This is a genomic window from Lelliottia jeotgali, assembly GCF_977070485.1.
In genome coordinates this window covers 193,009-218,860 of sequence record NZ_CDRVFO010000002.1, presented here as the reverse complement: position 1 = coordinate 218,860, position 25,852 = coordinate 193,009, and the positions used below count along the sequence as shown (strand labels likewise).

The window sequence follows — 25,852 nt, the reverse complement described above, 5'->3', positions numbered from 1 at the left end:
ACAGTCGCCCCACTCAGGCTTTGCCAATCTCCGGCACCAGCATCCATTCCGCGCTGTCGTTCCAAACATCCATGCGCACGATCTTGCCCGCCTTCACTTCGAAGCGGTCCAGGTAACGGTTGCCGGAAAAGCTGCGGCCATCCGGCCACTGCCCGTACAGCGTGCCATTGGAATACACCACGGTGTGGTCCTCGCGCTCGCACCAGTCGAACTGCCCCAGCTGCTTTTTCACCCAGGTGTAACGCGCGCCGTTGAACGCGGTAATGTCGGTCGGGGTGGGCATCGCGCGGCCGCCGGTAAAGGTGATGCGTACGTCGTCGCTCATGAACGTGGCGGCGCGCACCGGGTCCGGGGCCATGGAGGCGGCGAGGAAGTCGCGCACGATCTGTACGGCGCTGTTGCTTTCGGTCATTGCAAGTCTCCGAGGGTGTCCAGAACGGGGCGTCGGCCCCGAACGATGCCTTGATCCAGTGCACGCGAGGGCGCTGAAGCCGAAGGCGCAAGCCCCAAAACACGGGGTGCCCGAAGTATTTTCCAAATGGCACCTGTTTTGCTAGCACATTTTTATAAATTGCTAGCAATCAGGAGTTCGAACCATGTTCAGCCGTTCCTTGCTACGTCGCTGGCTGCCCTGCGCAGCCTTTTCCCTGGCCTGCTGCACAGGCTGGGTACAGGCCGCCGAGCCAATCAAGGTGGGCCTGGTGGCCGCGTTGTCGGGGCAGTCGGCCAAGTCCGGCGAGGCCCTGACCCGGGGCCTTACCCTGGCCATCGACGAAATCAATGCCAAAGGCGGGCTGCTGGGCCGCCCGGTGGAGCTGGTGCGCCGCGATGACGAAAGCAACCCCGCCAAAGGCATGCTGGCGGCACGCGAGCTGATCCAGCGGGAGAAGGTCAGCGTGCTGTTCGGCGGCCTCGACACCCCGGTGTCGCTGGCCATCGTGCCGTTGGCCAACCAACTGAAAACGCCATTCATGGGCATCTGGGCGGCAGGTACCAAAATCACCGAGAACGGCGCGAAGGACAACTACGTGTTCCGCGTGTCGGCGGTGGATGAACAGGTGGATGAAGCGCTGGTCGCCTATGGCCTGCGCCAGGGCATGAAACAACCGGGTTTGATCCTGGCCAACAACCCTTGGGGCGAGTCGAACCTGGCAGGGCTCAACGCGGCCCTGGCCCGCCGCGACATGGCCCAGGCGCCGGCCGAGCGCTTTGAAGACAGTGACCTGGACATGGTGCCGCAACTTACCCGCCTGAAAAGCGCAGGTGTCGACACCCTGCTGCTGGTCGGCAACGTCGGCCCGTCGGCGCAGGTGGTCAAGTCGCTCCAGCAGATGGGCTGGAACGTGCCGGTGGTGTCGCACTGGGGCCCGGCCGGTGGCCGCTTTGGCGAGCTGGCCGGGCCAGACGCCGGGAGCGTGCACTTCATCCAGACCTTCGTCTTCAGCGCCCACAACAGCGCCCGCGGCGATGCCTTGCTGGCCGCACTCAAGCAGCGCTACCCGCAGGTCAAGACCCTGGCCGACGTAACCCCTGCCGTGGGCATCGCTAACGCCTACGACGCCATGCACCTGGTGGGCCTGGCGATCGACAAGGCCCAGGACACCCAAGGCACGAAGGTGCGTGACGGCTTCTATGCCATCAGCGACTACGACGGGCTGATCAAACACTACCAGCAGCCGTTCAGCGTTGACCGCCACGATGCCCTGGGCCCTGACGACTATATTTTCAGCCGCTTCGATGGCGACACCATCGTGCCTGTGACGCCCTGAGCGGAGGCCCTCGACATGATCACCACCGCACTGGTCAGCGGCCTGGGCCTGGGCAGCATGTATGCGCTGCTGGCTTTGGGCTTTCACCTCACCTATGCCGTGTCGCGCACGGTCAACTTTGCCCAAGGCAGCGCGATGATGGTCGGCGCCGTGCTTGGCTACAGCCTGGCAGTGACCTGGGGCTGGCCATTGTGGCTGGCACTGCCCACTACCCTGGTGCTGTGCGCGGTGCTGGGCCTGGCCATCGAGCGCTTTCTGGTGCGGCCGTTCCATGCCCGTGGCTCGGACGCCTGGCTGATGGCGACGGTGGCGGGCGGGCTGCTGCTGGACAACCTGGCGATGTTCACCTTCGGCAAGGAGCCGCGGCAGTTCGGCAGTGCCCTGACCAGCCTGCGTCTGGACCTGGGCGACAGCAGCCTGAATGCCGTGCAACTGGCCATCCCCCTGGCCGGTGCGGCAGTTGCGGCCACGCTTTACTGGGTGCGCAGACGCACGCAATTGGGCTTGCGCCTGGAGGCCTGCGTGCAGAACCCACGGGCAGCGCGGTTGATGGGCATCGAAGTGAACCGCGTGGTGGCGGCGGCCTTTGCCCTGTCGACCGTATTCGCGGCACTGGCGGGCCTGCTGATCGCACCGCTGTACAGCGTGCACGCGGACATGGGCACGTTGTTCGGTCTGAAGGCTTTTGCCGTGGCCATCCTGGGCGGCATCGCCAGTGCCGGTGGGGTGTTTGCCGCAGGCCTGCTGTTTGGCCTGCTCGAGGCGGTGGTCACGCTGTATTTCGGCTCTGCGTTCACGCAATTGCTGTGCTTTGCACTGGTGATCGTGGTGCTCGCGGCACGTCCTGACGGCCTGTTCGGCCGCAAACTCTGGGTAAAGGTATGACCATGCGCGAGCGACTCGCCCCCCTCGGCCTGGCCCTGTTCGGGGTCGCCTGCCTTGGCCTGGCACTGGGCCTGGACAGCTACTGGCTATTGATCCTGACCTTGTACGCGCTGGCGGTCACTGTCGGCGTGGGCCTGAACATCCTGATCGGTTTGTCCGGGCAGATGTCCTTCGGCCACATCGCCTTCTATGCCATCGGCGCCTACCTGTCGGCATTGCTGACGCTGGCCGGCCTGCCGCTTTCGGGCGCCCTGCCCCTGGCCGGCCTTGGCTGCGCAGTGCTGGGTGGCTTGCTGGCGATCCCGGCGCTGCGGGTCAGCGGCCCGTACCTGGCGATGATCACCATTGCCTTTGCGCTGGTGGTGCACAACGGCCTGATCGAGTGGCGCAGTGTCACCGGAGGGGCCAATGGCCTGATGGGCATCCCGCTGCCTGAACTCGGCACGCTGGACCCGGCACTACTGCTGGCACTGGCTTCGGTGCTGCTGATGCTGGCTGCGCTGGTCTTCTACTGGAGCCTGCAACGCAGCGGCTGGGGCCTGGCAATGCGTGCAGTGAAGGCTTCGGAGATCGCCGCGCGTTCACTGGGGGTCAACCCGGTGCAGACGCGGACCCTGGCCTTTGCCCTGTCGGCCGGCCTGGCGGGGGCGGCCGGTGCGCTGGTGGCGCCGGTGCTGATGTTCATCAACCCGGCGGCGTTCCCGTTCTCGCAGTCGATCCTGTTCGTCCTGGCGGTGATCGTCGGTGGCGCCGGCATGCTGTTCGGGCCAGTGCTCGGTGCACTGGTGATCGTGCTGCTGCCCGAATTGCTGGCCGACTTTGCCGAGTACCGCTTGCTGGCATTTTCGGTTTTGCTGCTGGCGGTACTGTGGGCTGCACCACGCGGTGTGCTGGGCAGCCTGGCCAAGCGCTTCTGGCGGCCGCGACACGAGCCGGTCACGGCACAGCCCGACACGGCGGCGCTGCGGGCGTTCTTCGCCGGTGGTGCGCAGCATGGGCTGAAGGTCGAGGGCATCGGCATCCGTTTTGGCGGTGTTCAGGCCGCGCAGCAGGTCAGCCTGCAGGCTGTGCCTGGCAGCATCACCAGCCTGATCGGGCCCAATGGTGCGGGCAAATCCACGGTGCTCAACCTGATCAGTGGTTTCTACCGCACCGACACCGGCTCGATCCAGCTGGGCGGGGAGCTGGCCGGGCAACCGGCCTGGCGCATCGCCCGCGCCGGTATCGCCCGTACGTACCAGACCACCCAGCTGTTCGGTGAGCTGAGCGTGCTCGAAAACCTGCTGCTGGCCTTCCAGCAAGGGGCCATCGAACGGCCTTGGCCATGCCAGCAAGCCACACGCAAGGCCATGGCCATTGAGTTGCTGGCGCTGGTCGGCTACCGCGGCAACCTGCACGTCGCCGCCGATGACCTGCCCCACGTCGACCGCCGCCTGGTCGAGATCGCCCGGGCCCTGGCCAGCCGGCCTCAGGTGCTGCTGCTCGACGAGCCTGCCGCCGGCCTCGGCCGGCAGGACACCGACCGCCTGGCCACGCTGCTGCAACGCCTGGCCGCCTTCAACCTGGCGATCATCCTTGTCGAGCACGACATGCCGCTGGTGATGGCAGTGTCGCAAAGGCTACTGGTGCTCGACGCCGGCAAACCGATCGCCTGGGGCACACCTGAACAGGTGCGCGCTGACCCGCGGGTGATTGCCGCGTACCTGGGTGGCACCGAGTACCAGGCCCAGCCGCGCGCGCAGGCTTGGGCAGGCTCGCGTGATGCCGTGCTGCACGTGCGCGACCTGTGCATCGACTATGGCGCGGCGCCAGTGGTCGAAGGTGTCGACCTGGTGGTCAACCCAGGCGAGCTGATCGCCATTCTGGGCGCCAATGGCGCCGGCAAATCGAGCATCCTGCAGGCCCTTGCCGGCCTGCACCGGCCGCGTGGCGGCAGCATCGTGCTGGACAACCGCAGCATCGAAAGCCTGGATGCCAGCCAGATCGCCCGCCTAGGCCTGGCCCTGGTCCCTGAAGGCCGGCAGCTGTTCGGCCAGTTGAGCGTGCGCGAGAACCTGCTGCTGGGGGCCAACGTGCGCCAGGATGCCGTCGATCCCGACGCCGAGATTGCCGCGATCCTCAAACGCTTCCCCCGCCTGCGCGAGCGTATCGACAGCCCGGCCGGGCTGCTCTCGGGCGGTGAGCAGCAGATGGTCGCGATCGGCCGCGGGCTGATGGCCAAGCCACGCATCCTGCTGCTCGACGAACCGTCCCTGGGCCTTTCCCCGGCGATGATCGGCGAGCTGTACGACGCCCTCGCCGCCCTGCGCGACGAAGGCGTGACGTTACTGCTGGTCGATCAGATGGCCAACCTGGCACTGCAGGTGGCCGACCGTGCCTACGTGCTGGAAACAGGCCGCATCGTCAAACAGGGCAGCGCCGAGCAACTGCGCGGCGACCCGCAACTGGAAGCCGCCTACCTGGGCGCAGGAGCCGCCGCATGAGCCACCTGGAACTGATCAATGTGCGGCTGGGCGACGGCCCGGCACTGAGCCGCCTGCTGATCGAAGACGGCCGGTTCGTGGCCCGGCTGAGCCGGCCGGCGCCCAAACTCGACCTCGGCGGCCGGCTGGTGTTACCGGGCCTGATCGAAACCCATATCCACCTGGACAAGGCCTGCATCCTTTCGCGCTGCCAACTGCGCGAAGGCACGCTGGCCGAAGCCATCGCCCAGACCCGCCTGGCCAAAGCCGATTTCACCGAGGCCGATGTGTACGCGCGCGGCGCGGCAGTGCTGGAGCAAGCCATCGTGCAAGGCACCACGCACATGCGTACCCATGTCGAGATCGACCCCGGCATCGGCCTGACCGGCCTGCGCGCCATCCGCAGGCTGCAGGCTGATTACGCCTGGGCCGTGACCCTGGAGATCTGCGTGTTTCCGCAGGAAGGCATGCTCGACAACCCCGGGACCGAAGCGCTGTTGTGCCAGGCCCTGGACGAAGGCGCCGAAGTGCTGGGCGGCTGCCCTTACACCGACGCCGACCCGCCTGCACAGATCCGCCGGCTGTTCGAACTGGCGGTGGCCTACGATCGCGACCTGGACCTGCACCTGGACTTCGACCTGCAGGTCGCAGGCATGACCCTTGGCGAGGTGATCCGCTGCACCCACCAGCATGGCTGGCAGGGCCGGGTCACCGTCGGCCATGTGACCAAGCTCTCGGCACTGCCGCAGGCCGAACTGCTACGCATGGGCCACGCGCTGGCAGAAGCCGGCGTGCAGGTCACCTGCCTGCCAGCCACCGACCTGTTCCTCACCGGCCGTGACCGCTTCCATGACAAGCCGCGGGGGCTGGCACCGCTGGCGCAGTTGCATCAGTGCGGGGTGACCTGTTCGTTGTCGAGCAACAACATCGGCAACCCCTTCACGCCCTACGGCGACGCCTCCCTGGTGCGTCAGGCCAACCTGTACGCCAACGTCGCCCAATTGGGCACGCCGCAGGAACTGCTGCTGTGCCTGGGCTGGATCTCACGGCAGTCGGCGCGCCTGCTGCGCCTTGCCGACTATGGCCTGGAGCCAGGTTGCCGAGCCGACTTCGTGGTGTTCGACGCGCCCTCGCCCGCCGAGGTGATCGGCCGTATCGCCGCGCCGCTGATGGGTTTCAAACAGGGCCGGCAGACCTTCAGCCGGCCACCCGCCGAGCTGTTCCCGGCACAGCTCACAGCCCTGACAGTGCCTGACGCAGGTTGACCTCAGGCGCAGCCACATCCTCGAGGGCCAACTGGCCCTCGAGTTCGTCCAAGTGCGCGATCATTTCGTCCACGGCCGCCTGGGTGTTGCCGGCGCGCAACGCATCGATGATCGCCTGGTGCTCGTCCGAGGCACAGGGCGGGCTGTCACCACGCTGGTAAAGGGCGACGATCAGCGAGCTGCGCACCATCAGGTTGCCGAGGATATCGGCCAGCACCTGGTTACCGCTCACCTCCCCCAGCAACAGGTGAAACTCGCTGAGTTCGCGGACGATGGCGCGGCGATCGGTGCTGGCAGTGGCTGCGCGCTCGTTGTGCATGTGCTGTTCGATGCGCACCTGATGCTCGGCGACATGGGCCGGTGTGATGGCCTCGACGATCGCCCGCTCCACGGCGCGGCGTGCGGCGAAGATTTCCCGTGCTTCGCGGGCACTGGGCTGGGCCACGGTGGCACCGCGGTTGGGCTCGATGTCGACGATGCGCTGCATGGCCAGGCGTTGCAGCGCAGCCTGTACGTGGTTGCGGTTGGCCTGCAGGGTCTCGACGATGTGCGCCTCGACCAGCCGCACGCCGGGGCGCAGGCGATGCTGGGCAATGGCCTTGGCGAGCATCTCGGCGATGCGCTGGACTTCTTGTTGCTTGCTGCTGACCGTCTTGCCTTTCATCGAGACCTCGAAACCCTCAAACGCATTGGGCCGGCATTATCCGCCGGGCCAGGCATTGCGGCAATCGGCGCGGTTCAGTCCTGCTGGCCAAGGGCGCTGCCCTGGCTGCGCGGGTCGTAGGCAGCAGTGCGCTGGCCGTCAGGGCCGATGGCGATCACACCGGCCAGGCCCATCAACGGGCTTAGCGCAGGCGTGGTCTCGACCTGATGGCCCCGGTCAGCCAGCCCCTGCACCACCGATTCGCCGATATCGGCCTCCAGTTTGAGGTTGTCGGTGCTGTCGAAGAAGCTGCGTCCAAGCAGAAACCGCGGTGCACGCAACGCCACCTCGGCAGGCTGCTGGTAGTCGATCAACTGGGTGGCAAGCACCATCTGCGTCTGGGGTTGGCCGTCACCCCCTTGGGTGCCGAAAAACCAGCGGCGCCCATCATCGGCCAGGTAGGCCGAAGGGTTGAGCGTGTGCGCCGGCCGCTTGCCGGGCGCCCAGGCATTGCGGTGTCCCGGCTGGGCGCTGAAACCTGCCGCGCGGTTGTGCCAGAGGATGCCGGTATCGCCCAGGATGCAACCGGAGCCGAAGTCATGGAACAGGCTTTGGATCAGGCAGGCGCTGCGCCCGGCGCGGTCGGTGGCGGCCATCCACACAGTGTCGGCAGGTTGCCCGGGCGCTCCCCAGGGCGTCGCCCGCTGCTCGTCAAGGGTCGCGGCAGGCTGAGCAAGCGCGTGCTCGAAGTCCCAGCCGCTGGCGAGCGGGTCATGCAGTTGAGCGTTGCGCTGCAGCAGGCCCTGCTTGATGGCTTCGACCAGCAGGTGGTAGTAGCGCGGCGTGCCGTTTTCGCCCAGGTTCACAGCCTGCAGGGCAGCCATGGCGCGCAGCGTGTACAGGCCTTGGGTGGGTGGCGCGACGTTGTACAGCCGGCCGTTGCGATAGCGTACGGAGATCGGCGCCGCCAGGTACGCCCGGGTGGCGCGCAGGTCTTCGACGGTCAGGCCGCAACCCAGCGCGTCGAACGCCACACCAAAGGCTTCTGCCAGTTCCCCGTGATAGAAGTCGCCTGGGCCACGCCGCGCCAGATGCTCCAGGCTGGTGGCCAGCGCGGGTTGGCGCAGACGGCCACCCTGGGGCGTACACAATGGCTGCAGGCTGGGCAGTGTCTTGATCAGGCTGGCGCGCTGCCCTTGCCAGAACAGTTGCGAGGGCGATACCTCAACCCCGTCGCGGGCCAACCCTGCGGCGCCAGTCAGCAGGTCGGCCCAGCCCAGCCGCGACCCCCATTGCTCGCTGATTGCCTTGGCCTGCGCCCAACTGGCCATGGCCCCGGCCGTGGTCCCGACCGAGGCAGGCCCGCGCAGGCTGATCGCGCCTGCTGCGGGCAAGCGCATCCCGGCCTGGCCGATCCCGATGATGGTGCGTACCTGGTCGTCATGGAGCAACCACAGTGCATCGCCACCCAGGCCCGTCATGTGTGGGTACACCGCCGCCAGCACGGCACTGGCGGTGAGCATTGCATCGATTGCGCTACCCCCGCCGTCGAGCACCTCCAGGCCCGCCGCGCTTGCCAAGGGGTGCGGGGTGCACAGCACGCCACCGCGGGAATGGGCGACCAGGGACTCGTTCATTGCTAGCTCCTTTTCTGATATTGCTAGCAATCAGCAAGAATCGTTCCCATTTGCCAAAACCGCTTTGAACTAATCCCCACCCCCCGCTCCCTAACCTTGTGCGTTCCCATTGCCACTCACTAGGAAGGTTTGATCACTATGAAAAGCGAACAAGTTGAAGGTGTTGCACAGAAAGTCGCTGGCAAGGCGCAGAGCGCAGTGGGCCGGCTGTTCGAGGACCCGGCCCTGGAGGCAGAGGGTGATGGCCGCCAGGTCGCAGGCCAACTGACCAAAACCTATGGTGACGCACTGAACAACGTCTCCACCTTCGTTAAAGAGAAGCCCATCACCGCCCTGGCAATCGGCGCCGCGCTCACCCTGGTGGTGAGCCGTCTGCTGCGTCGCTGATAAGCAAAAGGTGGGTCCAAGGGCTTCGAGGCATCTGAAGCCCTTTGGCATCAAGCAGCAGCCTCGGCAAACTCGAGAGCAGACTGTACCGAGGCGAATCAATGGGTGAACAGCCGTCGCTCGCGCGCCCAGACAATGGCTTCACTGCGGCTGTGAACATCGAGCTTGGAGTACACCGTTGCCACATGATTGCGCACGGTATTGAGCGCCAGGTTAAGCCGCGTTGCGATTTCCTTGTCGGCAAGGCCTTCACAGATCAGCGCCAGCACATCGCGCTCGCGGCGGGTCAGGTCGGTAAACGATGCATCTGGTAAACGCCCTGTGTTGATGCGCTTTGCATTGGCCAGTTTCTCGATCAAGGTCTGGCTGAACCAGGACGCATCCTGCATCACCGTTTCTATCGCCTCGACCAACTCCAGCTCAGAACGTTTGCGCTCGGTAATGTCCATCAGTACCAACAGGTAGCACGGGGTGTCCTGCAAGCTGACGGTGTCCGCCTGCAGCACACAGTCGAGCCGGTCATTGCCTTTTTTTCGCAGCTTAAGGTCCAGCCCTTCGATGCGCCCGGTCTTTTCCAGCGCATCGAACACCTGGGTAGCCACACGTCGATCATCCATGAAGTCGATTTCGGCCACTGTCTTGCCTATCAGCTCCTGGGCGGCGTAACCCAGGGTGTCCAGAAAGGCTTCATTGGCATCGATCAGCTGCTGCCTGTCGGCGCTGCACAACAGGGTGGGCACAGGGCTGAGGCGAAAGGCCTTGGCAAAGCGCTCCTCACTCTGGCGCAGGGCATTTTCCGCCTTGCGCCGGGGCTCCAGGTCGGTGAATGAAAACAGCATGCAATCTTCTTCATGCATGTCCAGCGGTTGCCCGGCAACGATCACCAGTTTGCTGCCGCCATCGGGCAAGCGCAGCTCAGCCTGCATCTGCGGAATGGTCGCCCCTTCCATCAGGCGTTCGATTGCCAATTCCTTGCGTTCGGCGTTTTCCAGCACATCCACTTCGTAGACCGAACGGCCAATGACGTTCTCCCGCATATGGCCGGTCATTTCCAGAAAGCCCTGGTTGACCTTGATGAAGCGCAGGTCGCTGAGCCTGCAGATGACTGCAGGGGCCGGGTTGGCATTGAAGGTTTTTTCGAAACGCTGCTCGGCGCTGGCCCACTCGGTGGCATCGGCCATGATCAGCACCAGCGATTCGGCCTCGCCCTTGCTGTCTTCCAGCACCATGCTGCGCACGCGGTGCACGCGGCTGCGCGCTTCATCGCCGCCAACAGCCAGCACCTCTACCATCACGTCGCTGAACACCTCCCCCGCAGCCACGCGGGCGATAGGGTACTGCTCGGCGTCAAGAGGGTGATTGTTGCGGTAGCGCAGGGCAAAGCGTTCGCGATAACCCTGAGCGTTGCTGCCCAGTTGCTCCAGGCTGTCGACCCCGTGCATGCGCAAAGCCGCTTCGTTGGCCCAGATGATGGATTGGTCGACCTCCAGCAGGATCACACCATCGGACAGCCCGGCGATGATTTGCTGAAGCTGGCGGCGGTTGGTCTCGCGGGCAAGCACGGCGTCGCTCATAGAGGTTCTCCAGTCGGCAGGTCTGCATGGCCTGGAGCTTAAACGCTGCAGGCGAGCCAGGGTTGGTGCGAATGCACTAATCGATCAGGTGCGGATGCGCCAATACAGCCTTGCATGTGACCTGCAAACTGGCCCTGACGTTGCACTTGGCCTGTGTTGCCGGTGCTGCCGGAACTTACCCACGAGGATGCATAGATGACTGAATCGTACGTGACCACCCCAACCAACGCTGTCAGCCCGCTACGGGTATCGTGGAGCGCCGTGTTTGCAGGCGGCGCCATCGCCCTGGCCAGCTACCTGGTACTCAGCGTACTGGGCACGGCCATTGGCGCCGGAGCCATGAACCCGATGGCCGACGGCAATCCGCTGCAGGGCTTTGGGACCGGCGCTGGGGTGTGGCTGTTCATCAGCACCCTGCTCTCGGTCGCAGCCGGTGCCTGGGTCGCCGGGCGTACCGCGCCCACCCGCGGCGGCCTGCATGGCCTGTTGAGCTGGACGGTGACCACTCTGCTGGCTACCTGGTTGCTGGCTTCGTTGGCCGGCACCGTAGTTGGCACTGCCGGCAATATCGCTGGCAAAGGCCTGTCGCTGGCAGCTGACGGTGTCGCCGCCGCCGCACCCAGTGTGAGCCAGGGCATCAAGGAGCAACTGAACAAGAATGGCATCTCGCTGGACTGGGACAACCTGGAAGCGGAGTTGAACAAAACCTTGGCGCAGTCCGGCAAGGCTGAACTGGCCCCTTCGTCCCTGGAGCAGCAGGCCGATCAGGCCCAGGCTCAGGGAGAGTCGGCAGGGCGCGTCGCGGCCGAGGACCCGACCCAGGCCGTCGACCAGCTCAAGCAGTGGTTCGAGCGGGTGCGCAAGGCCGGTGAACCTGCCCTGAGCGCGGCAGACAAGCAAGCTTTGGTCAACATCGTCGCTGCGCGCACCGGCAAGAGCCAGCAGGAGGCCCAGCAGGTGGTCGATAACTACGCCCGTGCCTACCAACAGGCCGCCGAGCAAGTGAAAGTGCTCAAAGAGCAGGCCGAGCAACAGGCTCGCGAAGCCGCCCAGGTAGCCGCCAGCAACGTATCGAAAGCCGCCTGGGGCACCTTGGTAACCCTGCTGATCGGTGCCGCCTTGAGTTTTGGCGTAGGCCGCTTCGCGCTGACGTCTCGCAAGACCCGCGTCGCCACGGTGTGAGTCGCAACGCAAACGCTGTATGAACGCTTCACCCAACCCACGTTTCACTGATGTCTGTTGAAGGAGAACGACCATGAGCAGCACTTCGGACAAAGTAAAAGGCTTGGCCAACGAAGCCGTCGGCAAGGTCAAACAAGCCGTAGGCAAAGCCACTGGCAACACGGAGCTGGAGGTCAAAGGCAAGGTGCAGGAGAAAAAAGGCGAAGCTCAGCAGGTAGTCGCTGATGTCAAGGACGCGGTCAGCAAGGATTGACCATTGCGCTTGAGCCTATACAAACGGTCGCCTGAGGGCGGCCGTTTGCTATTTGGCGGCATACCCTTCTCGGCCAACGGCCGAGCCATGACGCGAGCACTCCATTGCGCACAGCGATCGACCGACCAAATGCTTCCCGTGCAAGTATCATCAGCTACTTGTCTGTTTGTATAACGATCAGCATGCAGGCCGCACTCTCGCCCAAGGAGCAATGATGAACCGCTTCAACCCTGGCAAATTGAAACTCTCGAAATGGACAGCGCGACACCCTGAGAACCGCGAAAAGCACTTCCTGGTGACCGACCTGGAGCTGGATGAAGAGGGGCATGTGCTGCGTGTGGAACTGGAAGCGGTGCACAGCAAGCGCAGCCAGTGGCTCGACTGGCGGGTATTACGCGACCCCGAGGTATGGCTGATGGGCTGGCAGTGAAAACGGCCTGATCCGCTGCCGCCCCGATCGCGCTCAACACACGCCCCCCGGTCAGCCAAACACCGGTTTCAGCAAGGCCTGCGCCTCATAGAGCGGTGGCAGGTAACGCAGCCGTATCTCATCCATGCTCAGCCGCGATGCATGGGTAGTGATGGTCAGTGTCGCCTTGAGCTGCCCCGCCCGGTCCAGTAACGGCACGCCGACTACGCGCATGCCAATTTCGAACTCCTGATCGACGATGCAGTAGCCCTGCTCGCTCACCTGCTGCAACGTCGCGTCCAGCAGCGCCCTGTCGGTCTGGGTGTAGGGCGTCAGAGGGTGTAGCGGGTTGCGGGCGAAGTAGTCATCGCGCTGCGCCTGGTCCAGGGCCGCTAGCCAGACCCGCCCCCCGGCAGTGCAGTACATCGGCACCCGCGAGCCGGGGCGTATCGACAGTGATGCGATATGGCTGTAGCGGCTGCGCACCAGGTGGATGATTTCATCATCGTCGCGTGTGCCCACCGAGACATGCTCCTGGGTCTGCCTGGCCACTTGCTCGACGATCGGGCGCAGCATGCGTGGCAACTGCGCCGAGTCCACATAGGCCTGGCCGATACGCAGGGCCTTGGGGGTCAGCCAGTAGTGGCGGTTGTCGGTTTCGGCGAAGCCTTCATGCACCAGGGTCAGCAGAAAACGGCGCGCTGCGCTGGGCGTAAGGCCAGCTTGCCTGGCCGCCTGGGGCACTGTCAGGCGTGGCTGCTCGGCGTTGAACAGCTGCATGAGCGCCAGGCCTTTTTGTAAACCGGCAATCAGGTCGCGGGGGTGAGTCTGGGGTTTGTCCATTCGCTGCACTCGTGAGTGGGGAGAATCGTGCCGCTGAGCAGTGCTAAACAGCGCGTATGCTGCGAATATCGCTTCATCAATGCGATTATCGCATCAAACCGTTGGCAAGCGCATTGTGACAACGCCGCCGCCGCATCACCCTGACTTCCATAACAACACCCATAACGGAAGTCACCATGATCAAAGGTTCGACAGCGCTGGTCGCCATCGTCGGTTCGCCCATCGCCCAGGTGAAATCGCCTGAAAACTTCAACACCTGGTTCAGCAACAATGGCCTTGACCTGGCCATGCTGCCCATCGACTTGCAGCACGCCGCGCTGGACGCTTTTATCGACACCCTGCGCGGCTGGCGCAACCTGTGCGGTTGCGTGGTTACCGTGCCTTACAAGCAGGCATTTGCCAGCCGCCTGGACGGCCTGAGCGAACGTGCAGCAGCCCTGGGCTCGGTGAACGTGGTACGGCGCGAAAACGATGGCCGCCTGTATGGCGACAACGTAGACGGCGCAGGTTTTTTGGGCGCAGCACGCAAGCACGGCTTCGACCCTGCGGGCAAGCGAGTGCTGGTCATTGGTTGCGGCGGCGTCGGCAGTGCCATTGCCTACGCACTGGGTGAGGCCGGGGTCGCCCAGGTCTCCCTCAGCGACCCCGAAACGTCGCGCGCTGCAGCACTTGCCGAGCTGCTGGGCAAGGCCTTCCCTGGCGTCGGCATCACCACTGCATACAGCGCGCTGGACGCCTTCGACCTGGTGGTCAACGCTTCGCCCGTGGGCATGGGCGGCACGGGCGAGCTGCCGCTGCCCGCTGCCCTGCTGGGCACGCTCAACGCCGCCACGCTGGTGGCCGATGTTGTCACCTCACCGGAGATCACCCCACTGCTGGAACAGGCGCGCGAACGCGGCTGCGCAGTCCAAACCGGCGCGCAAATGGCCTTTGCGCAGCTTGGCCACCTGGGCGCCTTCATGGGCGTCACGCCACTGGAGATCTGAGGCCATGCCCCCTATCGAAAAAGCGCAACCGGTGTACGACCTGGTCGTGCTCGGCAGCGGCGCCGGTGGCCTGGCTGCCGCCGCCACGGCATCACGCCTGGGCCTGAAGGTCCTGGTGGTGGAAAAGGCCGAACACTTTGGCGGTACCTCGGCGATCTCCGGCGGAGCAGCATGGTTGTATGGCTCCGATCAGGCGCGCGCCGCCGGTGCCCAGGATTCGCCCGAGGCCGTCAGGACCTACCTGAAAACCATCATCGGTGCCGGCTACAACGCCGAACTGGTGGACGCCTTCATCGCGCGCGGGCACCAGGCGCTGCGCTGGCTGGAGCACAACACCGAACTGCGCTACGCACTGCGCCCGCACTCCCCGGACTATTACCCGGACGCACCCGGCGCTACGGCGTTCGGCCGGGCGCTGGAAATGGTCGAGTACGACGGCCGCCGCCTCGGCGCGCGCTTCAAGGACCTGAAGATGCCACCACCGGGCATGCTGTTGTTCGGCGCAATGATGGTCAACCGCGAGGACATTCAGCACTTCCTGAGCCTGCGCCGCTCACCCCGGTCACTGTGGCATTGCCTGAAACTGATGGCGCGCTACGCACTGGACCGTGTTCGCCACCACCGTGGCACGCGCCTGACCACGGGGAACGCGCTGGTCGCCCGCCTGGCCAGCACAGCCTTTGCCCACGGCGCGCACCTGTGGTTGCGCAGCGAAGCGCAGGCACTGATCGTCGAGCACGGCAAGGTCACCGGCGTGGAAGTACAGCATGAGGGCCGCCGCACCCAGGTCCATGCCCGCGGCGGTGTGGTCTGCGCCATGGGCGGGTTTGCTGCGGGTGCGCTGGCTGCGGCCTACCGGCCGGCCCCTGACGCGCCGCACCTCAGCATGTCCCCGCCCAGCAACGACGGTGCTGCGCTGCGCCTTGCCCAGGCGGTGGATGCAGCCCAGGGCGAAGGCCTGGCCGCCAACTTCTTCTGGGCGCCGGTTTCCGAGCGGCGCCATGCCAGTGGTGAGCGAGAACGCTTCCCGCACCTGGTCACCGACCGCGCCAAGCCTGGGGTCATTGCGCTCGACCCAGCCGGGCGGCGCTTCGTCAACGAATCCAACTCCTATCACCACTTCGTCCAGGCCATGTTCGCCAACGGCATCAGCACCTGCTGGCTGGTCTGTGACGCCGAGGCCATGAACCGTTACGGCCTGGGCCTGGCACGGCCCAGACCGGTGGACAACACGGCCCTGATCGAAGCCGGCTACCTGCACCGCGCCGGCTCAGTGCAAGGGCTGGCCCAGGCCATCGGCGTGCCCGCCCAAGTACTGCAGGAAACACTGCAGCGCTTCAACGCTGACGCCCGCAGCGGCATCGACCGGCAATTCGACAAGGGCGGCAACAGCTACAACCGCTACATGGGCGACCCGCAGCACAAGCCCAACCCGTGCCTGGCGCCACTGGCCAAGGCCCCGTTCTACGCCATCCGTATGCACACCGGCGACCTTGGCTCGGCGCGCGGCCTGGTCACCGATGCCAACGCCAACGTGCTCAACCGCGCCGGTGCGCCGGTCGTTGGCTTGTATGCCGCCGGCAACGACATGAACGCGTTGATGAATGGCACCTATCCAGGCCCAGGGATCACCCTCGGCCCTGCCCTCACCTTCGGCTGGATCGCTGCCAGCCATATCGCTGAACGCCTGCAAGCCCACAGCCCTGTAAAGGAGACGCTCCCATGTACTACGAAATGAGAACCTACACCCTTGACCCACTGAAAATGGCTGACTGGCTGGCCCTCTACCAAAGCCAAGCACTGGCGGTGCAGTGCGAACACCTGGGCAACCTGGTCGGCTTCTTCACCAGCGAATTCGGTGAGGTGAACCAGGTGGTGCACATCTGGGGTTATACCAGCCTGGACCAACGCAGCGAACGCCGTGCGGCGATGGCAGCGGACCCGCGCTGGGCGGAGTTTTCGCGGCGCAACCGTGAACTGGGCGCCGTACTGCGGCTGCAATCACGCCTGCTGCGGCCTACAGGCTTCTCGCCACTGCAGTGAAACCGCTACCGGAGTGCACCCATGCAACCCCTTGAGTGTGACGTACTTGTCATCGGCTCCGGTGCCAGTGGCCTGGCTGCGGCGGTTACCGCCGCGCACCACGGCCTGAAGGTGATCGTGGCGGAAAAAGCCCCCCGGCTAGGCGGCACCAGCGCCTGGTCGGGCGGTTGGTTGTGGATACCGCGCAACCCACTGGCCGTGGCCGAAGGCCTGGTCGAAACCGACGATGCACCAGAGCGCTACCTGCGTGCCCAGACCAGCGTCGCTGAACTGGACGCACGCCAACGTGCGTTCCTGCGCCATGGCCCGGCAATGGTGGCGTTCTTCCAGCAGCACACCCGCGTGCAGTTCCAGTGCGGTACGAAGCTCCCCGACATGCGTGAAGGCGACGGTAGCGCGCGCGGCGGGCGAGCATTGTGTGCACTGCCCTATGACGGCCGCCTGCTCGGGCCCTGGATACACAGGCTGCGACCACCGCTGGACATCGTCAGCCTGGCCGGCATGGGCATTGCAGGTGGCACGGACATGGCCGCTTTCTTCAATGCTCGCCAATCGCCCAGGGCGGCTTGGCATGTAGCCAAACGCCTGTTGCGTCACGGGCGCGACTTGTTGCTGCACCGGCGCGGCTTGCAACTGGTCAACGGCAACGCGCTGGTGGCCCGCCTGCTGCGCAGTGCCCTGGACCTGGGCGTCACGCTGCTGACCGACAAAACGGCCATTGCCTTGCTGGGAGGGGCACGCATCACCGGCGCGCAGTGTGCCGATGGCCAGCTGATCCAGGCGCGGCGTGGCGTAGTGCTGGCCTGTGGCGGCTTTGCCCATGACCGCCAGCGCATCGCGCAACTGATGCCGCACGCGCCCGATGGGGTTGGCCATTACTCTGCCGCGCCGCCGGAAAACAGCGGCGATGGCCTGCGCCTGGGAGAGCAGGTTGGCGCCCGGGTCGCCACCACCCTGGCCCATGCCGGTGCCTGGGCGCCGGTATCGCAGGTGCCGCGCGGCGATGGCAGCGTTGGGCATTTCCCGCACCTGATCGACCGCGCCAAGCCTGGTTTCATTGCAGTGCGCAGTGACGGCCGACGCTTCGTCAACGAGGCGGACTGCTACCACGATTTTATGAATGCGCTGTTCGCCGCTACGCCAGAGGGCGAGCCATATGAGGCCTGGTTGATCTGCGACCACGCCGCGCAGCGTCGCTATGGCATCGGCTGGGCCAAACCGTTTCCCTTCCCTGCCCGCTTCTATGAACGGCGTGGCTACCTGTTGCGCGGCAACGACCTGGCGCAACTGGCCGCGCGTTGTGGCATAGATGGCCAGCAATTGCAGGGCACTGTGGCGCGTTTCAATCAGCATGCGGCGCAGGGCGTGGACCCTGACTTTGGGCGCGGCGCCTCGGCGTACAACCGGGCGCAGGGTGAGCCTGAACAGGCGCCGAACCCTTCGCTGCGGCCCCTGCTGCGCGGCCCTTTTTATGCAGTGAAGTTGCTGCCGGGCAGCCTCGGCACCTTTGCCGGGCTGGGCACAGATGCTTCGGCGAGGGTGCTCGATGGTGCAGGGCACGCCATACCGGGGCTATTTGCCGTGGGCAATGACATGCACAGCATCATGGGCGGGCACTACCCCAGTGGCGGTATTACGCTGGGGCCCGGGATGACCTTTGGGTACCTCGCGGGCCTGGCGCTGTGCGGGTTGCCGCCGCCCCGACAGGCCTGATCAGCTCCTGCCGGGGCCGCGCAGTTCTTGAGGTCTGCGCTTTACCTGTAGGAGCCGGCTTGCCGGCGATGGGCCGCAAAGCGGCCCCTTGGCTCAAATCAATGCCAATACCGCCCGGGCCTTTTCCAGCGCCATCCGCGCACGCTGTTCGCCACTGACGCCCTGCTCCAGCAATTGCCGCGTGGGGATCTCCAGGCTTAACGGAACACTCGCTGGCAACCCGCGCAACAGGCCCGTCAGGTCGGCATCACCCTCCCCCGGAAAACGCCGCTCGTTACGGGCCTGGCGCAAGATTTCATCCATGTCGGCCGGCACCGGCCCAGCCACGTCACACAACTGGGCGTAGCGCATGCGCTGCGGGGCCAGGCGCGCCAGGTCGTCGAGCGACGACCCGGAGCGGTTGAAATGAAAGGCATCCACCAGTACGCAAGCGTTCGGGCGGTCTGCCTTGGCAACGATGCGCATGGCCTGTTGCAGGTCACGGACGTCGGTCCAGGGCATGAACTCCAGATGCGGGTGAATACCGTAGCCGGCAGCCAGGTCGCACAATTGAGCGAAGCGCTCGGTGAGGCGCGCCTCGCTCGGGTCGTTGCCGGCTACCAGCAGTTCGCTGCCGCCCAGCTCGGCCCCGACCGCCAGCATCGGCTCGAAATCGGCCACGCAGGTGTCGGGTTTGAGACGCAGGATTTCCAGGTCCAGGACTTTGATGCCGGTGTCGCGCAAGCGCGCCTGGGTCTGGCGGCGCAGTTCGGCGTCGGTAACCAGCGGGAAGTGCTGCTCTTCGCTGGTCGCTGGCAGCAAGCGCAGCCCAACGTGGCTGTAGCCGGCACGGACGGCGGCTTCGACCATTGCCGGGGGTGACAGCTCCAGCACCGTCAGCGCGGCCAGGGAAAAGATTCGATCAGTCATGCGGGTTACCTGCAGGCAAATGGGTACGGGGCAAAAGAACGCTCACGCGGTTCACACGATGATCTCTGGCGCGCAAGCCCGGCCGGTGGCGGCCGCCTGGCGGATCGCCTCGATCAACGCCAAGGTGCGGCCACCGTCAGCGGCATCGGTCAATGGCGCTTCGTGCCCACGGGCAACACGGACAAAGTGCTGCAACTGCAGGGTCAATGCCTCCCCCACCGGGATGCCCGCCTCGCTCTGCAGCAACGGTGTATGCCAACCCGAGTTTGCCTCGGCGTACTGCCAGTGCTTGAGCTGCGGGATGCTCAGCGCTCCCCGGGTGCCGGCCAGCAGGTAGCAGGGTTGGTCCGCCTGGCGCGGATAGACAGGGCTTTCTCCCGAGCTCAGCTCCCAGCTCCACGGCGCTGCCACCGCGTCGGAGCCGGTCAGGCTGCCCAGCGCACCGTTGGCGAACTCCAGCAGCACTGCCGCGCTGTCCTCGTTGGCAAAACCGCGCACCTGGTTACGGGTGAACGCCTGCACCTGTACCACCTCGCCGCACAGGTAGCGCAGCAGGTCCAGGTCATGGATCAGGTTGGTCAGCAGAAAACCGGCGCCGGGCTCGCGGCGCCATGGGGTGTCGAAATAGCTGTCGGGCTTTTGCAACTGCCACAGCGCGGTGACGTTGACCAACCGGCCCAAGGCCCCTTCGGCGATCACGCCCCGCGCGCTGGCAATCAGCGGGTTATGCCGCCGGTGGTGGCCGACCAACACCGGCACGCCGCAGCGGCGCGACGCCTCCACCAGCGCCCGCACTTCATCCAGGTGCACTCCTATTGGCTTTTCTACCAATACCGGCACACCGGCTTCGACACAATCGAGGGCGGTGGCCACGTGCAGGTTGTTCGGATTGGCCACGATCACGGCCTCGGGGCGCACAGTTTGCAGCATCTGCCGGTGATCGGCGAAATATGCCACCCCGCACTCGGCGGCGAAGGCTTCAGCCTGGGGGCCGGGGTCGGCCACCGCGCACAACTGCGCTTGCGGCACCTGGCTCAGATGCTGGTAATGCTGGCGGCCCATGATACCGGCGCCAATCAGGGCGATGCGAAGGGGGGCGTTCAACGGGCAGTCCTCTTTTCGTTGTTGTTTTGGCAAATTCTGAACACAGTTCCAAAATCGACTATCGATAATTTAGAACTACGGTCTGCTTTGCAAAAGGACGCCGTGCATAGAGTGTGCGGTAATCGACCGGAAAGCTTCAGAGGCAGGCCAATGCTGCGGTGCATATCAAGCAAACAACTCACTCGCCTGGCTGGCTGCCGACAACTCCTCCACAGCCGCCAACAATAAAGGCGCAAGCTCCGGCAGGCGTGCTTGCGAAAGGCGCGCACTGGGCCCGGCAATGCTTAGCACGCCAATGACCTCATTACCTTGCGGCCGGCGCACCACCGCAGCCAGGGCCGAGGTACCGACTGCCGAGGTTTGCTCGACCCAGGCATAACCCCGCTCACGGGCGCCCGCCAGGTAACTCAGCAGCTGTTCGGTGGAGCGCGGCGCGTTGGGGCCGAACTGCTCGGGGTCGGCGATGCCCTGGCGCAGGACCATTTGCAGCGCCTCGTCATCGCTCAGGCTGGCCAGCCAGGCATGCCCGGAGGCGGTATAGAACAGGGGCGCATCGCGGCCCATGTCCGGGTCGTAACGCAAACCGGACCGCGCGCCCTGGGATTTGGCGATCCAGGTCTGGCGGGCGCCGTCGATCACGCCCAGGCGCACCAGCTCGCCGCTTTCCTGGGCCAGGCGGTCGAGTATCGGCTGGATGATGTCGGCGCCGCTGCTGGACAGATAGCGAAAGCCCAGCGCCACCAGCTTGGCGGACAACTGATAGCGGCTGTTGTCACGGTTCTGGCGTACGTAGCCCAGACGCGCGAGTTCAGCGAGCATGCGATGGGCTGCGCTCTTGGGGATCTGAAGCTGGTCAGCGAGGGTTTGCAGGCCCAGGCCCTGGGGCTCGGCGGCAAGGCTTTCTACAAGACTGAAGGCGCGTTCGATCTGACTACCGGCCATGACAGGGTTTCCTGATAAAGAAGGCAAATTCTGGAAGATGATTCCATATCCTCATGGGCCACCGCAGCTGACCAGCTCTGAAGTGTCCGTTTATCGACCACTACTTACTGGCGTCACTTGCATCCCGGCGGGTCAACCAAGAAGAATATGGAACCTTGTTCCAATAATAATACCGGAGACCCGCAATGCCCACCGACACCTTGCAAGCCGAATGCGATGTACTGGTCATTGGCTCCGGCGCCGCCGGGCTGGCTGCTGCGGTCACGGCTGCCTGGCATGGGCAGCGGGTTACCCTTGTGGAAAAAGACCCGGTGTTCGGCGGCGCCACAGCCTGGTCCGGCGGCTGGGCCTGGGTGCCGCGCAACCCGCTGGCGCGCCGCGCCGGTATCGAAGAAGACATCGAGCAGCCACGCACTTACCTGCGCAACGAACTGGGCGCACATTACGATGCGCAGCGCATCGACGCCTTTCTCGAAGCCTGCCCGCACATGGTCGCCTTTTTCGAGAAACACACGGCCCTGCAGTTCGCCGATGGCAACGCCATCCCCGACATGCACGGCGACACCCCTGGCGCCGCCACCGGTGGGCACCAGGTCATCGCCGCCCCTTATGATGCCCGCGAACTCGGCGCGCTGTTGCCACGCTTGCGCAGGACACTGCGCGAAACCTCGTTCATGGGCATGCCGATCATGGCTGGCGCCGACCTTGCGGCCTTTCTCAACATGACCCGCTCGCCCCGCGCCTTCTGGCATGTGTGCAAGCGTTTCGGGCGCCACCTTTACCACCTCGCCCGCCATGGCCGGGCCATGCACCTGGTCAACGGCGTGGCACTGGTGGCGCGCCTGGCAAAGTCGGCCGAAGACCTGGGCGTACGCCTGCTTGAGTCTGCGCCAGCCAAGCGCCTGCTGATGGAGGACGGCCAAGTGCGTGGCGCGGTGATCGGCACGGCGCAGGGCGACCTCACGCTTCGCGCCAAAGCCGTGGTGCTGGCAGCCGGTGGTTTTCCTCATGACCCGGTGCGGCGCCGGCAATTGTTCCCGCGCGATGCCACTGGCCATGACAACCTCGCCCTGCCGCCGCCGTCGTGCTCCGGCGATGGCCTGCGCCTGGGCGAATCAGCCGGCGGCGTGGTAGCCACCGACCTGAAGTCGGCGGTCGCCTGGGCCCCGGTGTCCAAGGTAGCGCACCGTGATGGCAGCGTCGGCCACTTCCCGCACATCATCGAACGCGGCAAACCGGGCATCATCGGTGTACTGGCCAACGGCAAGCGCTTCGTCAACGAGGCGCACGGCTACTACGACTATGTCGCCGCCATGCTCGACGCCGTACCGCAAGACGAGGAAGCCTGCTCGTGGCTGATCTGTGACCACCGTTTCCTGCGCCGTTACGGCCTTGGCCACGCCCGCCCCGCCCCGCTGCCGGTGGGGCCGCACCTGCGCAGTGGCTACCTCAAGCGCGGTGCCAGCCTGGAACTGCTGGCCCGCGCCTGCGGCATCGACCCTGCGGGCTTGAGCGCCACAGTCGCTGAATACAACCGCCACGCACGCCAAGGCCAGGACCCTGAGTTCGGGCGCGGTAGCACGCCGTTCAACCGCAAACAGGGCGATCCCCAACACAAGGGGCCCAACCCCTGCGTCGCGCCGATCGAGCAAGGCCCGTTCTACGCGGTCAAGGTGCAGCCCGGCTGCTTCGGCACCTTCGCCGGCCTGCGCACCGACGGCCACGCACGTGTGCTGGATGAACACGGCCAGCCCATCGGCGGCCTGTATGCAGCGGGCACCGACATGGCCAGCGTGTTCGGCGGCTGGTACCCGTCCGGGGGCATCAACCTGGGCCCGGCGCTGACGTTCGGTTATGTGGCCGGTCGGCATATCGCCGGGGCCCAGGCGCGGGAGTAAGCCAGCCCGGGGTCAGAACAGCTTTACCGTATAACTGAGGATCAACCGGTTCTCGTCAATGTCCGTGCGATAGTTCGAGCGGGCCATCACGTTGCGAATCCGTACCCCCAGCCCGGCCAGGGGGCCGCTCTGCACCACATAGGCAAGGTCCAGATCGCGCTCCCGGTCACGCCCCTCGAAGCCCAGGCCGGTCTCCACGTCGCGCCCCTTCACATAGCGCAGCGTCGAGGTCAGCCCGGGTATCCCCAGCGCAACGAAGTTGTAATCGTGACGAACCTGCCACGAGCGCTCACCGGGCGCTGCGAACTCATAGGTGGGCAGGGTATTGCCCATCGGGTTGGTGTTGGCGCCAACCTGGATGAACCCGTCGTCCCCGCCGATCTGCTGGTACCCCACATAGAAGGTATGCCCACCCGTTTTGGCCGAGAACAGGCTGAACAGTGCATGGTTGTCGTAACGGCCTGCGATCTGCCGGCCATCCTCCTGGGCATCGAAGTAGCCGGCATTCACCCCCAGGGTCCAGTCACCCAAAGGTTCAGCGTGTTTGAGGCTGTAAAAACGCTGCTGGTAGATGTCTTCCAGCTGCGCTTGCCACACGCCGACCTGGGTACGGTTGTCGTTGAACGCATAGTCCGCGCCGACATAATTGAAACGATCACTGGTGAATCGCGCCAACCGTGAAGGGTTGATCGGGTCATTGACCAGGGCATACATCTTCTGGCTGTTGGAGGAGTCGCGCAGGCTGGTGGAGCGAAACTGCCCGGCGCTCAAGGTCAACCCGGCAAACTCGCGGGACTCGAGCATGGCGCCCTGGTAGGTCGGCGGTAGCAGGCGCAGGTCGCTGAACAGCAGCACCGGCAGGTTGGGCATCAATTCGCCCACCTTCAGTTCGGTGCGCGACACCTTGAATTTCACCGCCGCACCCACGCGGCTGTAGTCGTCTGCCGACTGGCCGCTGTCAAGGCTGGGCAACAGCCCTGACCTGGCATGCGCGGGGCTGCTGTCGAGCTTGAAACCCAGCAGGCCGGTGACATCGATACCAACGCCGATGGGGCCTTGGGTGTAGCCAGAGGTGGCATTGAGGATGAAACCCTGGGCCCACTCCTGGGTGCGCGACTGCGTGCTCGCCCCTTTGATATCGGCATAATCGCGGCTGAAGAAATAATTGCGCGCTTGCAGCGTAGCACTGGCGCCCTCGATGAAACCGGCCTCTACTTCGGCCGTTGCTTCAGCACAGAGGGCTGCGGCGATGCAGCCGCCAGCCAGGCGCGCGGTCGGGGAATGACGCTGTGACGTGTTGACGGGCATTTGAAACGACTCCTGGATTCGGGCAACAGCTCCCCGCCGCAGTGGCCTTGAGGCCACCCGCGCGGAGTGTTTTTGGAAGGGTCTTCAAGCGGGCTGGCTGGCCCGCTTGCACTGCCGTGGCGCGAAGGGTCAGGCCGTTATCGGTTGACCAGCTTTGCCGGCAAGGCGATGACCAGGAAGCAGCTGAGCAGCAAGCAGAGGGCGAACACCCACAGCGCGGCATGGGAGGTACCGGTCAGGTCGGTGACCATCCCCATCAACGAGTTGCTCACTAGCCCCGCGATGTTGGCCAGCGAACACGCCAGGGCGAAACCGGTCGCCGCAGCGGTGCCTTTGAGGAAGGTCGCCGGCAGGCTGAAGAACACCGGCACCGCTCCGATGATGGCTGCCGAGGCGATGGCGAACAGCAGCACGGTCATCACCAGGTTCTGGCTGAACAGGGTGCTGCTGGCCATGGCAATTGCACCGATGATGAAGGGCACGATGATGTGCCAGCGGCGCTCGCGATGACGGTCGGAACTGGCACCGATCATCAACATGCCAAGCAATGCCGCCAGGCTCGGGATCGCCGTGAGCAGGCCGATATGGAAGGTATCGCTGACACCCGCGTCGCGGATGAAGGTGGGCATCCAGAAGCCCATGGCGTAGGCGCTCAGCAGGATCGAGAAATCGATGCCACCGAGCATCCACACTTTCAGGTTGAAGAAACCGTCGCGGAAGCTGTGCTTGCTGCCCTTGCCTTCGGCATCGTCGGCGGCAAGGTCGGCGGCCAGTTGTGCCTTGTCGTCTGCGGACAGCCACTTGGCCTGCTGGAAGTTGTTCGGCAATGCCCAGAACGTCAGGATACCCAGCAGCACACTGGGGATCGCCTCCAGCAGGAACAGCCATTGCCAGCCCTGCAGGCCATGCACCTGGTCGAAGTGGCCCATGATCCAGCCCGAGATCGGCCCGCCGATCACACTCGACAGCGGCAGCCCGATCATGAACAGCGCGATGATGCGCCCGCGCCGATAGGTCGGGTACCACATGGTCAGGTAAAACAGCACGCCCGGCAGGAAGCCCGCTTCGGCCGCCCCGAGCAGAAAGCGCAGGACGTAGAACTGCGTAGTGGTGGTGACGAACATGGTGCAGGCCGAGAGCAGGCCCCAGGTGATCATGATGCGGGCGATCCACAGCTTGGCGCCGACGCGCTGCAGGACCAGGTTGCTTGGCACCTCGAAGATGATGTAGCCGACGAAGAACAGGCCCGCCCCCAAGCCATAGGCTGCGGTGCTGAACTGCAGGTCTTCGAGCATCTGCAGCTTGGCGAAGCCGACGTTGATGCGGTCCAGGTAGGCCGCAAGGTAGCAGAAGCACAGGAAAGGTATGAGCCTCCAGGTGATCCTGCGGTAAAGCGCTTGAGTCGATTGGTCGATGTCGCTGTGGACCGCTGTTGCATTCGCAATTGGCATTTCCTGTCTCCTGGCGGGTGACTTTGTGGTTTTGTTTTCAGGCCAGCAGTTTTCGACGCTCCGGGCGCGCCGCGCACTATACGCGGCGTTTCAGGACGGCGTCACAATACCCCGGGTGCTCCTGCGGGGTGGCCGCCCGCACAGCGGACGGTCATGCAACGGGCTTCCCGCGCCGTTACTTGATTGTTA

The 25,852-nt window shown here is 65.1% G+C and carries 23 protein-coding genes; 13 read left to right on the top strand and 10 right to left on the bottom strand.

The window, feature by feature from the left end; translation table 11 throughout:
- Window positions 1-13: 13 nt before the first annotated feature.
- The gene (locus ACW4TB_RS03465) at window positions 14-412 is read right to left on the bottom strand and encodes a nuclear transport factor 2 family protein (protein ID WP_046785557.1); all 399 of its coding nucleotides are present in this window, start codon (window positions 410-412) and stop codon (window positions 14-16) included.
- Window positions 413-596: 184 nt separating this feature from the next.
- On the opposite strand from ACW4TB_RS03465, the gene ACW4TB_RS03460 reads away from it, so the two are divergent.
- Genes ACW4TB_RS03460 through ACW4TB_RS03445 form a run of 4 tightly spaced genes read left to right on the top strand, consistent with a single transcriptional unit; the run spans window position 597 to window position 6,381 of the window.
- Entirely contained in the window at window positions 597-1,769 is a 1,173-nt protein-coding gene (locus ACW4TB_RS03460) for an ABC transporter substrate-binding protein (RefSeq protein ID WP_279931976.1), read from the top strand.
- Between the two features lie 15 nt (window positions 1,770-1,784).
- Window positions 1,785-2,654, top strand: coding sequence for a branched-chain amino acid ABC transporter permease (locus ACW4TB_RS03455; protein WP_012314053.1), 870 nt, complete (start codon window positions 1,785-1,787; stop codon window positions 2,652-2,654).
- A 2-nt stretch (window positions 2,655-2,656) separates the two neighbouring features.
- On the top strand, window positions 2,657-5,137 hold the full coding sequence (locus tag ACW4TB_RS03450) for a branched-chain amino acid ABC transporter ATP-binding protein/permease (RefSeq protein WP_279931978.1): 2,481 nt from the start codon (window positions 2,657-2,659) through the stop codon (window positions 5,135-5,137).
- Window positions 5,134-6,381 carry an amidohydrolase family protein gene (locus ACW4TB_RS03445; RefSeq protein WP_279931980.1) on the top strand — a complete coding sequence of 416 codons (1,248 nt, stop codon included), beginning with the start codon at window positions 5,134-5,136 and terminating at the stop codon, window positions 6,379-6,381. The genes ACW4TB_RS03450 and ACW4TB_RS03445 overlap by 4 nt, the downstream gene beginning before the upstream one ends.
- On the opposite strand, the gene ACW4TB_RS03440 is transcribed toward ACW4TB_RS03445, so the two are convergent.
- Window positions 6,350-7,045 (bottom strand): GntR family transcriptional regulator, encoded by a 696-nt coding sequence (locus ACW4TB_RS03440; protein ID WP_039601266.1) that lies wholly within the window; start codon window positions 7,043-7,045, stop codon window positions 6,350-6,352. The two genes, ACW4TB_RS03445 and ACW4TB_RS03440, sit on opposite strands and share 32 nt — an antisense overlap.
- Window positions 7,046-7,119: 74 nt before the next feature.
- Window positions 7,120-8,661 carry a gamma-glutamyltransferase family protein gene (locus tag ACW4TB_RS03435; RefSeq protein ID WP_279931983.1) on the bottom strand — a complete coding sequence of 514 codons (1,542 nt, stop codon included), beginning with the start codon at window positions 8,659-8,661 and terminating at the stop codon, window positions 7,120-7,122.
- Window positions 8,662-8,799: 138 nt separating this feature from the next.
- Between ACW4TB_RS03435 and ACW4TB_RS03430 the strand changes: the two genes are divergently transcribed.
- Window positions 8,800-9,048: a CsbD family protein gene (locus tag ACW4TB_RS03430; protein ID WP_012314048.1), complete on the top strand. Its 249-nt coding sequence runs from the start codon at window positions 8,800-8,802 to the stop codon at window positions 9,046-9,048.
- Between the two features lie 98 nt (window positions 9,049-9,146).
- Here the strand turns inward: ACW4TB_RS03430 and ACW4TB_RS03425 are convergent, their stop codons facing one another.
- Complete coding sequence (locus ACW4TB_RS03425) at window positions 9,147-10,622, bottom strand: helix-turn-helix transcriptional regulator (RefSeq protein ID WP_279931985.1); 1,476 nt, start codon at window positions 10,620-10,622, stop codon at window positions 9,147-9,149.
- Window positions 10,623-10,817: 195 nt separating this feature from the next.
- On the opposite strand from ACW4TB_RS03425, the gene ACW4TB_RS03420 reads away from it, so the two are divergent.
- The 3 genes from ACW4TB_RS03420 (at window position 10,818) to ACW4TB_RS03410 (ending at window position 12,487) form a co-directional block, all read left to right on the top strand.
- Entirely contained in the window at window positions 10,818-11,804 is a 987-nt protein-coding gene (locus ACW4TB_RS03420) for a hypothetical protein (protein WP_039601269.1), read from the top strand.
- 73 nt (window positions 11,805-11,877) lie between these two features.
- Window positions 11,878-12,057 (top strand): CsbD family protein, encoded by a 180-nt coding sequence (locus ACW4TB_RS03415; protein WP_012314045.1) that lies wholly within the window; start codon window positions 11,878-11,880, stop codon window positions 12,055-12,057.
- Between the two features lie 214 nt (window positions 12,058-12,271).
- Entirely contained in the window at window positions 12,272-12,487 is a 216-nt protein-coding gene (locus ACW4TB_RS03410; protein WP_012314044.1) for a TIGR02450 family Trp-rich protein, read from the top strand.
- 51 nt (window positions 12,488-12,538) lie between these two features.
- On the opposite strand, the gene ACW4TB_RS03405 is transcribed toward ACW4TB_RS03410, so the two are convergent.
- Entirely contained in the window at window positions 12,539-13,309 is a 771-nt protein-coding gene (locus ACW4TB_RS03405; protein ID WP_279931989.1) for an IclR family transcriptional regulator, read from the bottom strand.
- A 176-nt stretch (window positions 13,310-13,485) separates the two neighbouring features.
- Between ACW4TB_RS03405 and ACW4TB_RS03400 the strand changes: the two genes are divergently transcribed.
- The 4 genes from ACW4TB_RS03400 to ACW4TB_RS03385 are packed head-to-tail and all read left to right on the top strand — an operon-like array spanning window position 13,486 to window position 18,051.
- On the top strand, window positions 13,486-14,295 hold the full coding sequence (locus ACW4TB_RS03400; RefSeq protein ID WP_279931991.1) for a shikimate dehydrogenase family protein: 810 nt from the start codon (window positions 13,486-13,488) through the stop codon (window positions 14,293-14,295).
- Between the two features lie 4 nt (window positions 14,296-14,299).
- Window positions 14,300-16,033, top strand: coding sequence for an FAD-dependent oxidoreductase (locus ACW4TB_RS03395; RefSeq protein ID WP_279931993.1), 1,734 nt, complete (start codon window positions 14,300-14,302; stop codon window positions 16,031-16,033).
- Entirely contained in the window at window positions 16,018-16,338 is a 321-nt protein-coding gene (locus ACW4TB_RS03390; RefSeq protein WP_042111369.1) for an NIPSNAP family protein, read from the top strand. Before ACW4TB_RS03395 ends, ACW4TB_RS03390 begins: the two co-directional genes overlap by 16 nt.
- A 21-nt stretch (window positions 16,339-16,359) precedes the next feature.
- Window positions 16,360-18,051, top strand: coding sequence for an FAD-dependent oxidoreductase (locus tag ACW4TB_RS03385; protein ID WP_279931995.1), 1,692 nt, complete (start codon window positions 16,360-16,362; stop codon window positions 18,049-18,051).
- A 93-nt stretch (window positions 18,052-18,144) separates the two neighbouring features.
- Here ACW4TB_RS03385 and ACW4TB_RS03380 read toward each other — a convergent pair whose 3' ends face one another.
- The 3 genes from ACW4TB_RS03380 to ACW4TB_RS03370 all read right to left on the bottom strand — a co-directional run bounded on the left by ACW4TB_RS03380 (window position 18,145) and on the right by ACW4TB_RS03370 (window position 21,006).
- Window positions 18,145-18,960, bottom strand: a complete 816-nt coding sequence (locus ACW4TB_RS03380) for a sugar phosphate isomerase/epimerase family protein (RefSeq protein WP_279931997.1) — start codon at window positions 18,958-18,960, stop codon at window positions 18,145-18,147.
- A 51-nt stretch (window positions 18,961-19,011) separates the two neighbouring features.
- Window positions 19,012-20,064, bottom strand: a complete 1,053-nt coding sequence (locus ACW4TB_RS03375) for a Gfo/Idh/MocA family protein (protein ID WP_279931999.1) — start codon at window positions 20,062-20,064, stop codon at window positions 19,012-19,014.
- A 165-nt stretch (window positions 20,065-20,229) separates the two neighbouring features.
- Window positions 20,230-21,006 (bottom strand): IclR family transcriptional regulator, encoded by a 777-nt coding sequence (locus tag ACW4TB_RS03370; RefSeq protein WP_012314036.1) that lies wholly within the window; start codon window positions 21,004-21,006, stop codon window positions 20,230-20,232.
- A gap of 185 nt (window positions 21,007-21,191) precedes the next feature.
- On the opposite strand from ACW4TB_RS03370, the gene ACW4TB_RS03365 reads away from it, so the two are divergent.
- On the top strand, window positions 21,192-22,904 hold the full coding sequence (locus tag ACW4TB_RS03365) for an FAD-dependent oxidoreductase (protein WP_279932002.1): 1,713 nt from the start codon (window positions 21,192-21,194) through the stop codon (window positions 22,902-22,904).
- Between the two features lie 12 nt (window positions 22,905-22,916).
- Here the strand turns inward: ACW4TB_RS03365 and ACW4TB_RS03360 are convergent, their stop codons facing one another.
- Together ACW4TB_RS03360 and ACW4TB_RS03355 are read right to left on the bottom strand one after the other, a co-directional pair.
- Window positions 22,917-24,212: an OprD family porin gene (locus ACW4TB_RS03360; RefSeq protein WP_254467607.1), complete on the bottom strand. Its 1,296-nt coding sequence runs from the start codon at window positions 24,210-24,212 to the stop codon at window positions 22,917-22,919.
- A gap of 137 nt (window positions 24,213-24,349) precedes the next feature.
- Window positions 24,350-25,663, bottom strand: coding sequence for an MFS transporter (locus ACW4TB_RS03355; RefSeq protein ID WP_012314033.1), 1,314 nt, complete (start codon window positions 25,661-25,663; stop codon window positions 24,350-24,352).
- Between the last annotated feature and the right edge of the window lie 189 nt (window positions 25,664-25,852).

What these genes read in the sequence shown, in the direction of transcription:
- ACW4TB_RS03465 (WP_046785557.1), bottom strand. Translation starts at nt 412, where the DNA reads ATGACCGAAAGCAACAGCGCCGTACAGATCGTGCGCGACTTCCTCGCC.
- ACW4TB_RS03460 (WP_279931976.1), top strand. Translation starts at nt 597, where the DNA reads ATGTTCAGCCGTTCCTTGCTACGTCGCTGGCTGCCCTGCGCAGCCTTT.
- ACW4TB_RS03455 (WP_012314053.1), top strand. Translation starts at nt 1,785, where the DNA reads ATGATCACCACCGCACTGGTCAGCGGCCTGGGCCTGGGCAGCATGTAT.
- ACW4TB_RS03450 (WP_279931978.1), top strand. Translation starts at nt 2,657, where the DNA reads ATGCGCGAGCGACTCGCCCCCCTCGGCCTGGCCCTGTTCGGGGTCGCC.
- ACW4TB_RS03445 (WP_279931980.1), top strand. Translation starts at nt 5,134, where the DNA reads ATGAGCCACCTGGAACTGATCAATGTGCGGCTGGGCGACGGCCCGGCA.
- ACW4TB_RS03440 (WP_039601266.1), bottom strand. Translation starts at nt 7,045, where the DNA reads ATGAAAGGCAAGACGGTCAGCAGCAAGCAACAAGAAGTCCAGCGCATC.
- ACW4TB_RS03435 (WP_279931983.1), bottom strand. Translation starts at nt 8,661, where the DNA reads ATGAACGAGTCCCTGGTCGCCCATTCCCGCGGTGGCGTGCTGTGCACC.
- ACW4TB_RS03430 (WP_012314048.1), top strand. Translation starts at nt 8,800, where the DNA reads ATGAAAAGCGAACAAGTTGAAGGTGTTGCACAGAAAGTCGCTGGCAAG.
- ACW4TB_RS03425 (WP_279931985.1), bottom strand. Translation starts at nt 10,622, where the DNA reads ATGAGCGACGCCGTGCTTGCCCGCGAGACCAACCGCCGCCAGCTTCAG.
- ACW4TB_RS03420 (WP_039601269.1), top strand. Translation starts at nt 10,818, where the DNA reads ATGACTGAATCGTACGTGACCACCCCAACCAACGCTGTCAGCCCGCTA.
- ACW4TB_RS03415 (WP_012314045.1), top strand. Translation starts at nt 11,878, where the DNA reads ATGAGCAGCACTTCGGACAAAGTAAAAGGCTTGGCCAACGAAGCCGTC.
- ACW4TB_RS03410 (WP_012314044.1), top strand. Translation starts at nt 12,272, where the DNA reads ATGAACCGCTTCAACCCTGGCAAATTGAAACTCTCGAAATGGACAGCG.
- ACW4TB_RS03405 (WP_279931989.1), bottom strand. Translation starts at nt 13,309, where the DNA reads ATGGACAAACCCCAGACTCACCCCCGCGACCTGATTGCCGGTTTACAA.
- ACW4TB_RS03400 (WP_279931991.1), top strand. Translation starts at nt 13,486, where the DNA reads ATGATCAAAGGTTCGACAGCGCTGGTCGCCATCGTCGGTTCGCCCATC.
- ACW4TB_RS03395 (WP_279931993.1), top strand. Translation starts at nt 14,300, where the DNA reads ATGCCCCCTATCGAAAAAGCGCAACCGGTGTACGACCTGGTCGTGCTC.
- ACW4TB_RS03390 (WP_042111369.1), top strand. Translation starts at nt 16,018, where the DNA reads ATGTACTACGAAATGAGAACCTACACCCTTGACCCACTGAAAATGGCT.
- ACW4TB_RS03385 (WP_279931995.1), top strand. Translation starts at nt 16,360, where the DNA reads ATGCAACCCCTTGAGTGTGACGTACTTGTCATCGGCTCCGGTGCCAGT.
- ACW4TB_RS03380 (WP_279931997.1), bottom strand. Translation starts at nt 18,960, where the DNA reads ATGACTGATCGAATCTTTTCCCTGGCCGCGCTGACGGTGCTGGAGCTG.
- ACW4TB_RS03370 (WP_012314036.1), bottom strand. Translation starts at nt 21,006, where the DNA reads ATGGCCGGTAGTCAGATCGAACGCGCCTTCAGTCTTGTAGAAAGCCTT.
- ACW4TB_RS03365 (WP_279932002.1), top strand. Translation starts at nt 21,192, where the DNA reads ATGCCCACCGACACCTTGCAAGCCGAATGCGATGTACTGGTCATTGGC.
- ACW4TB_RS03360 (WP_254467607.1), bottom strand. Translation starts at nt 24,212, where the DNA reads ATGCCCGTCAACACGTCACAGCGTCATTCCCCGACCGCGCGCCTGGCT.
- ACW4TB_RS03355 (WP_012314033.1), bottom strand. Translation starts at nt 25,663, where the DNA reads ATGCCAATTGCGAATGCAACAGCGGTCCACAGCGACATCGACCAATCG.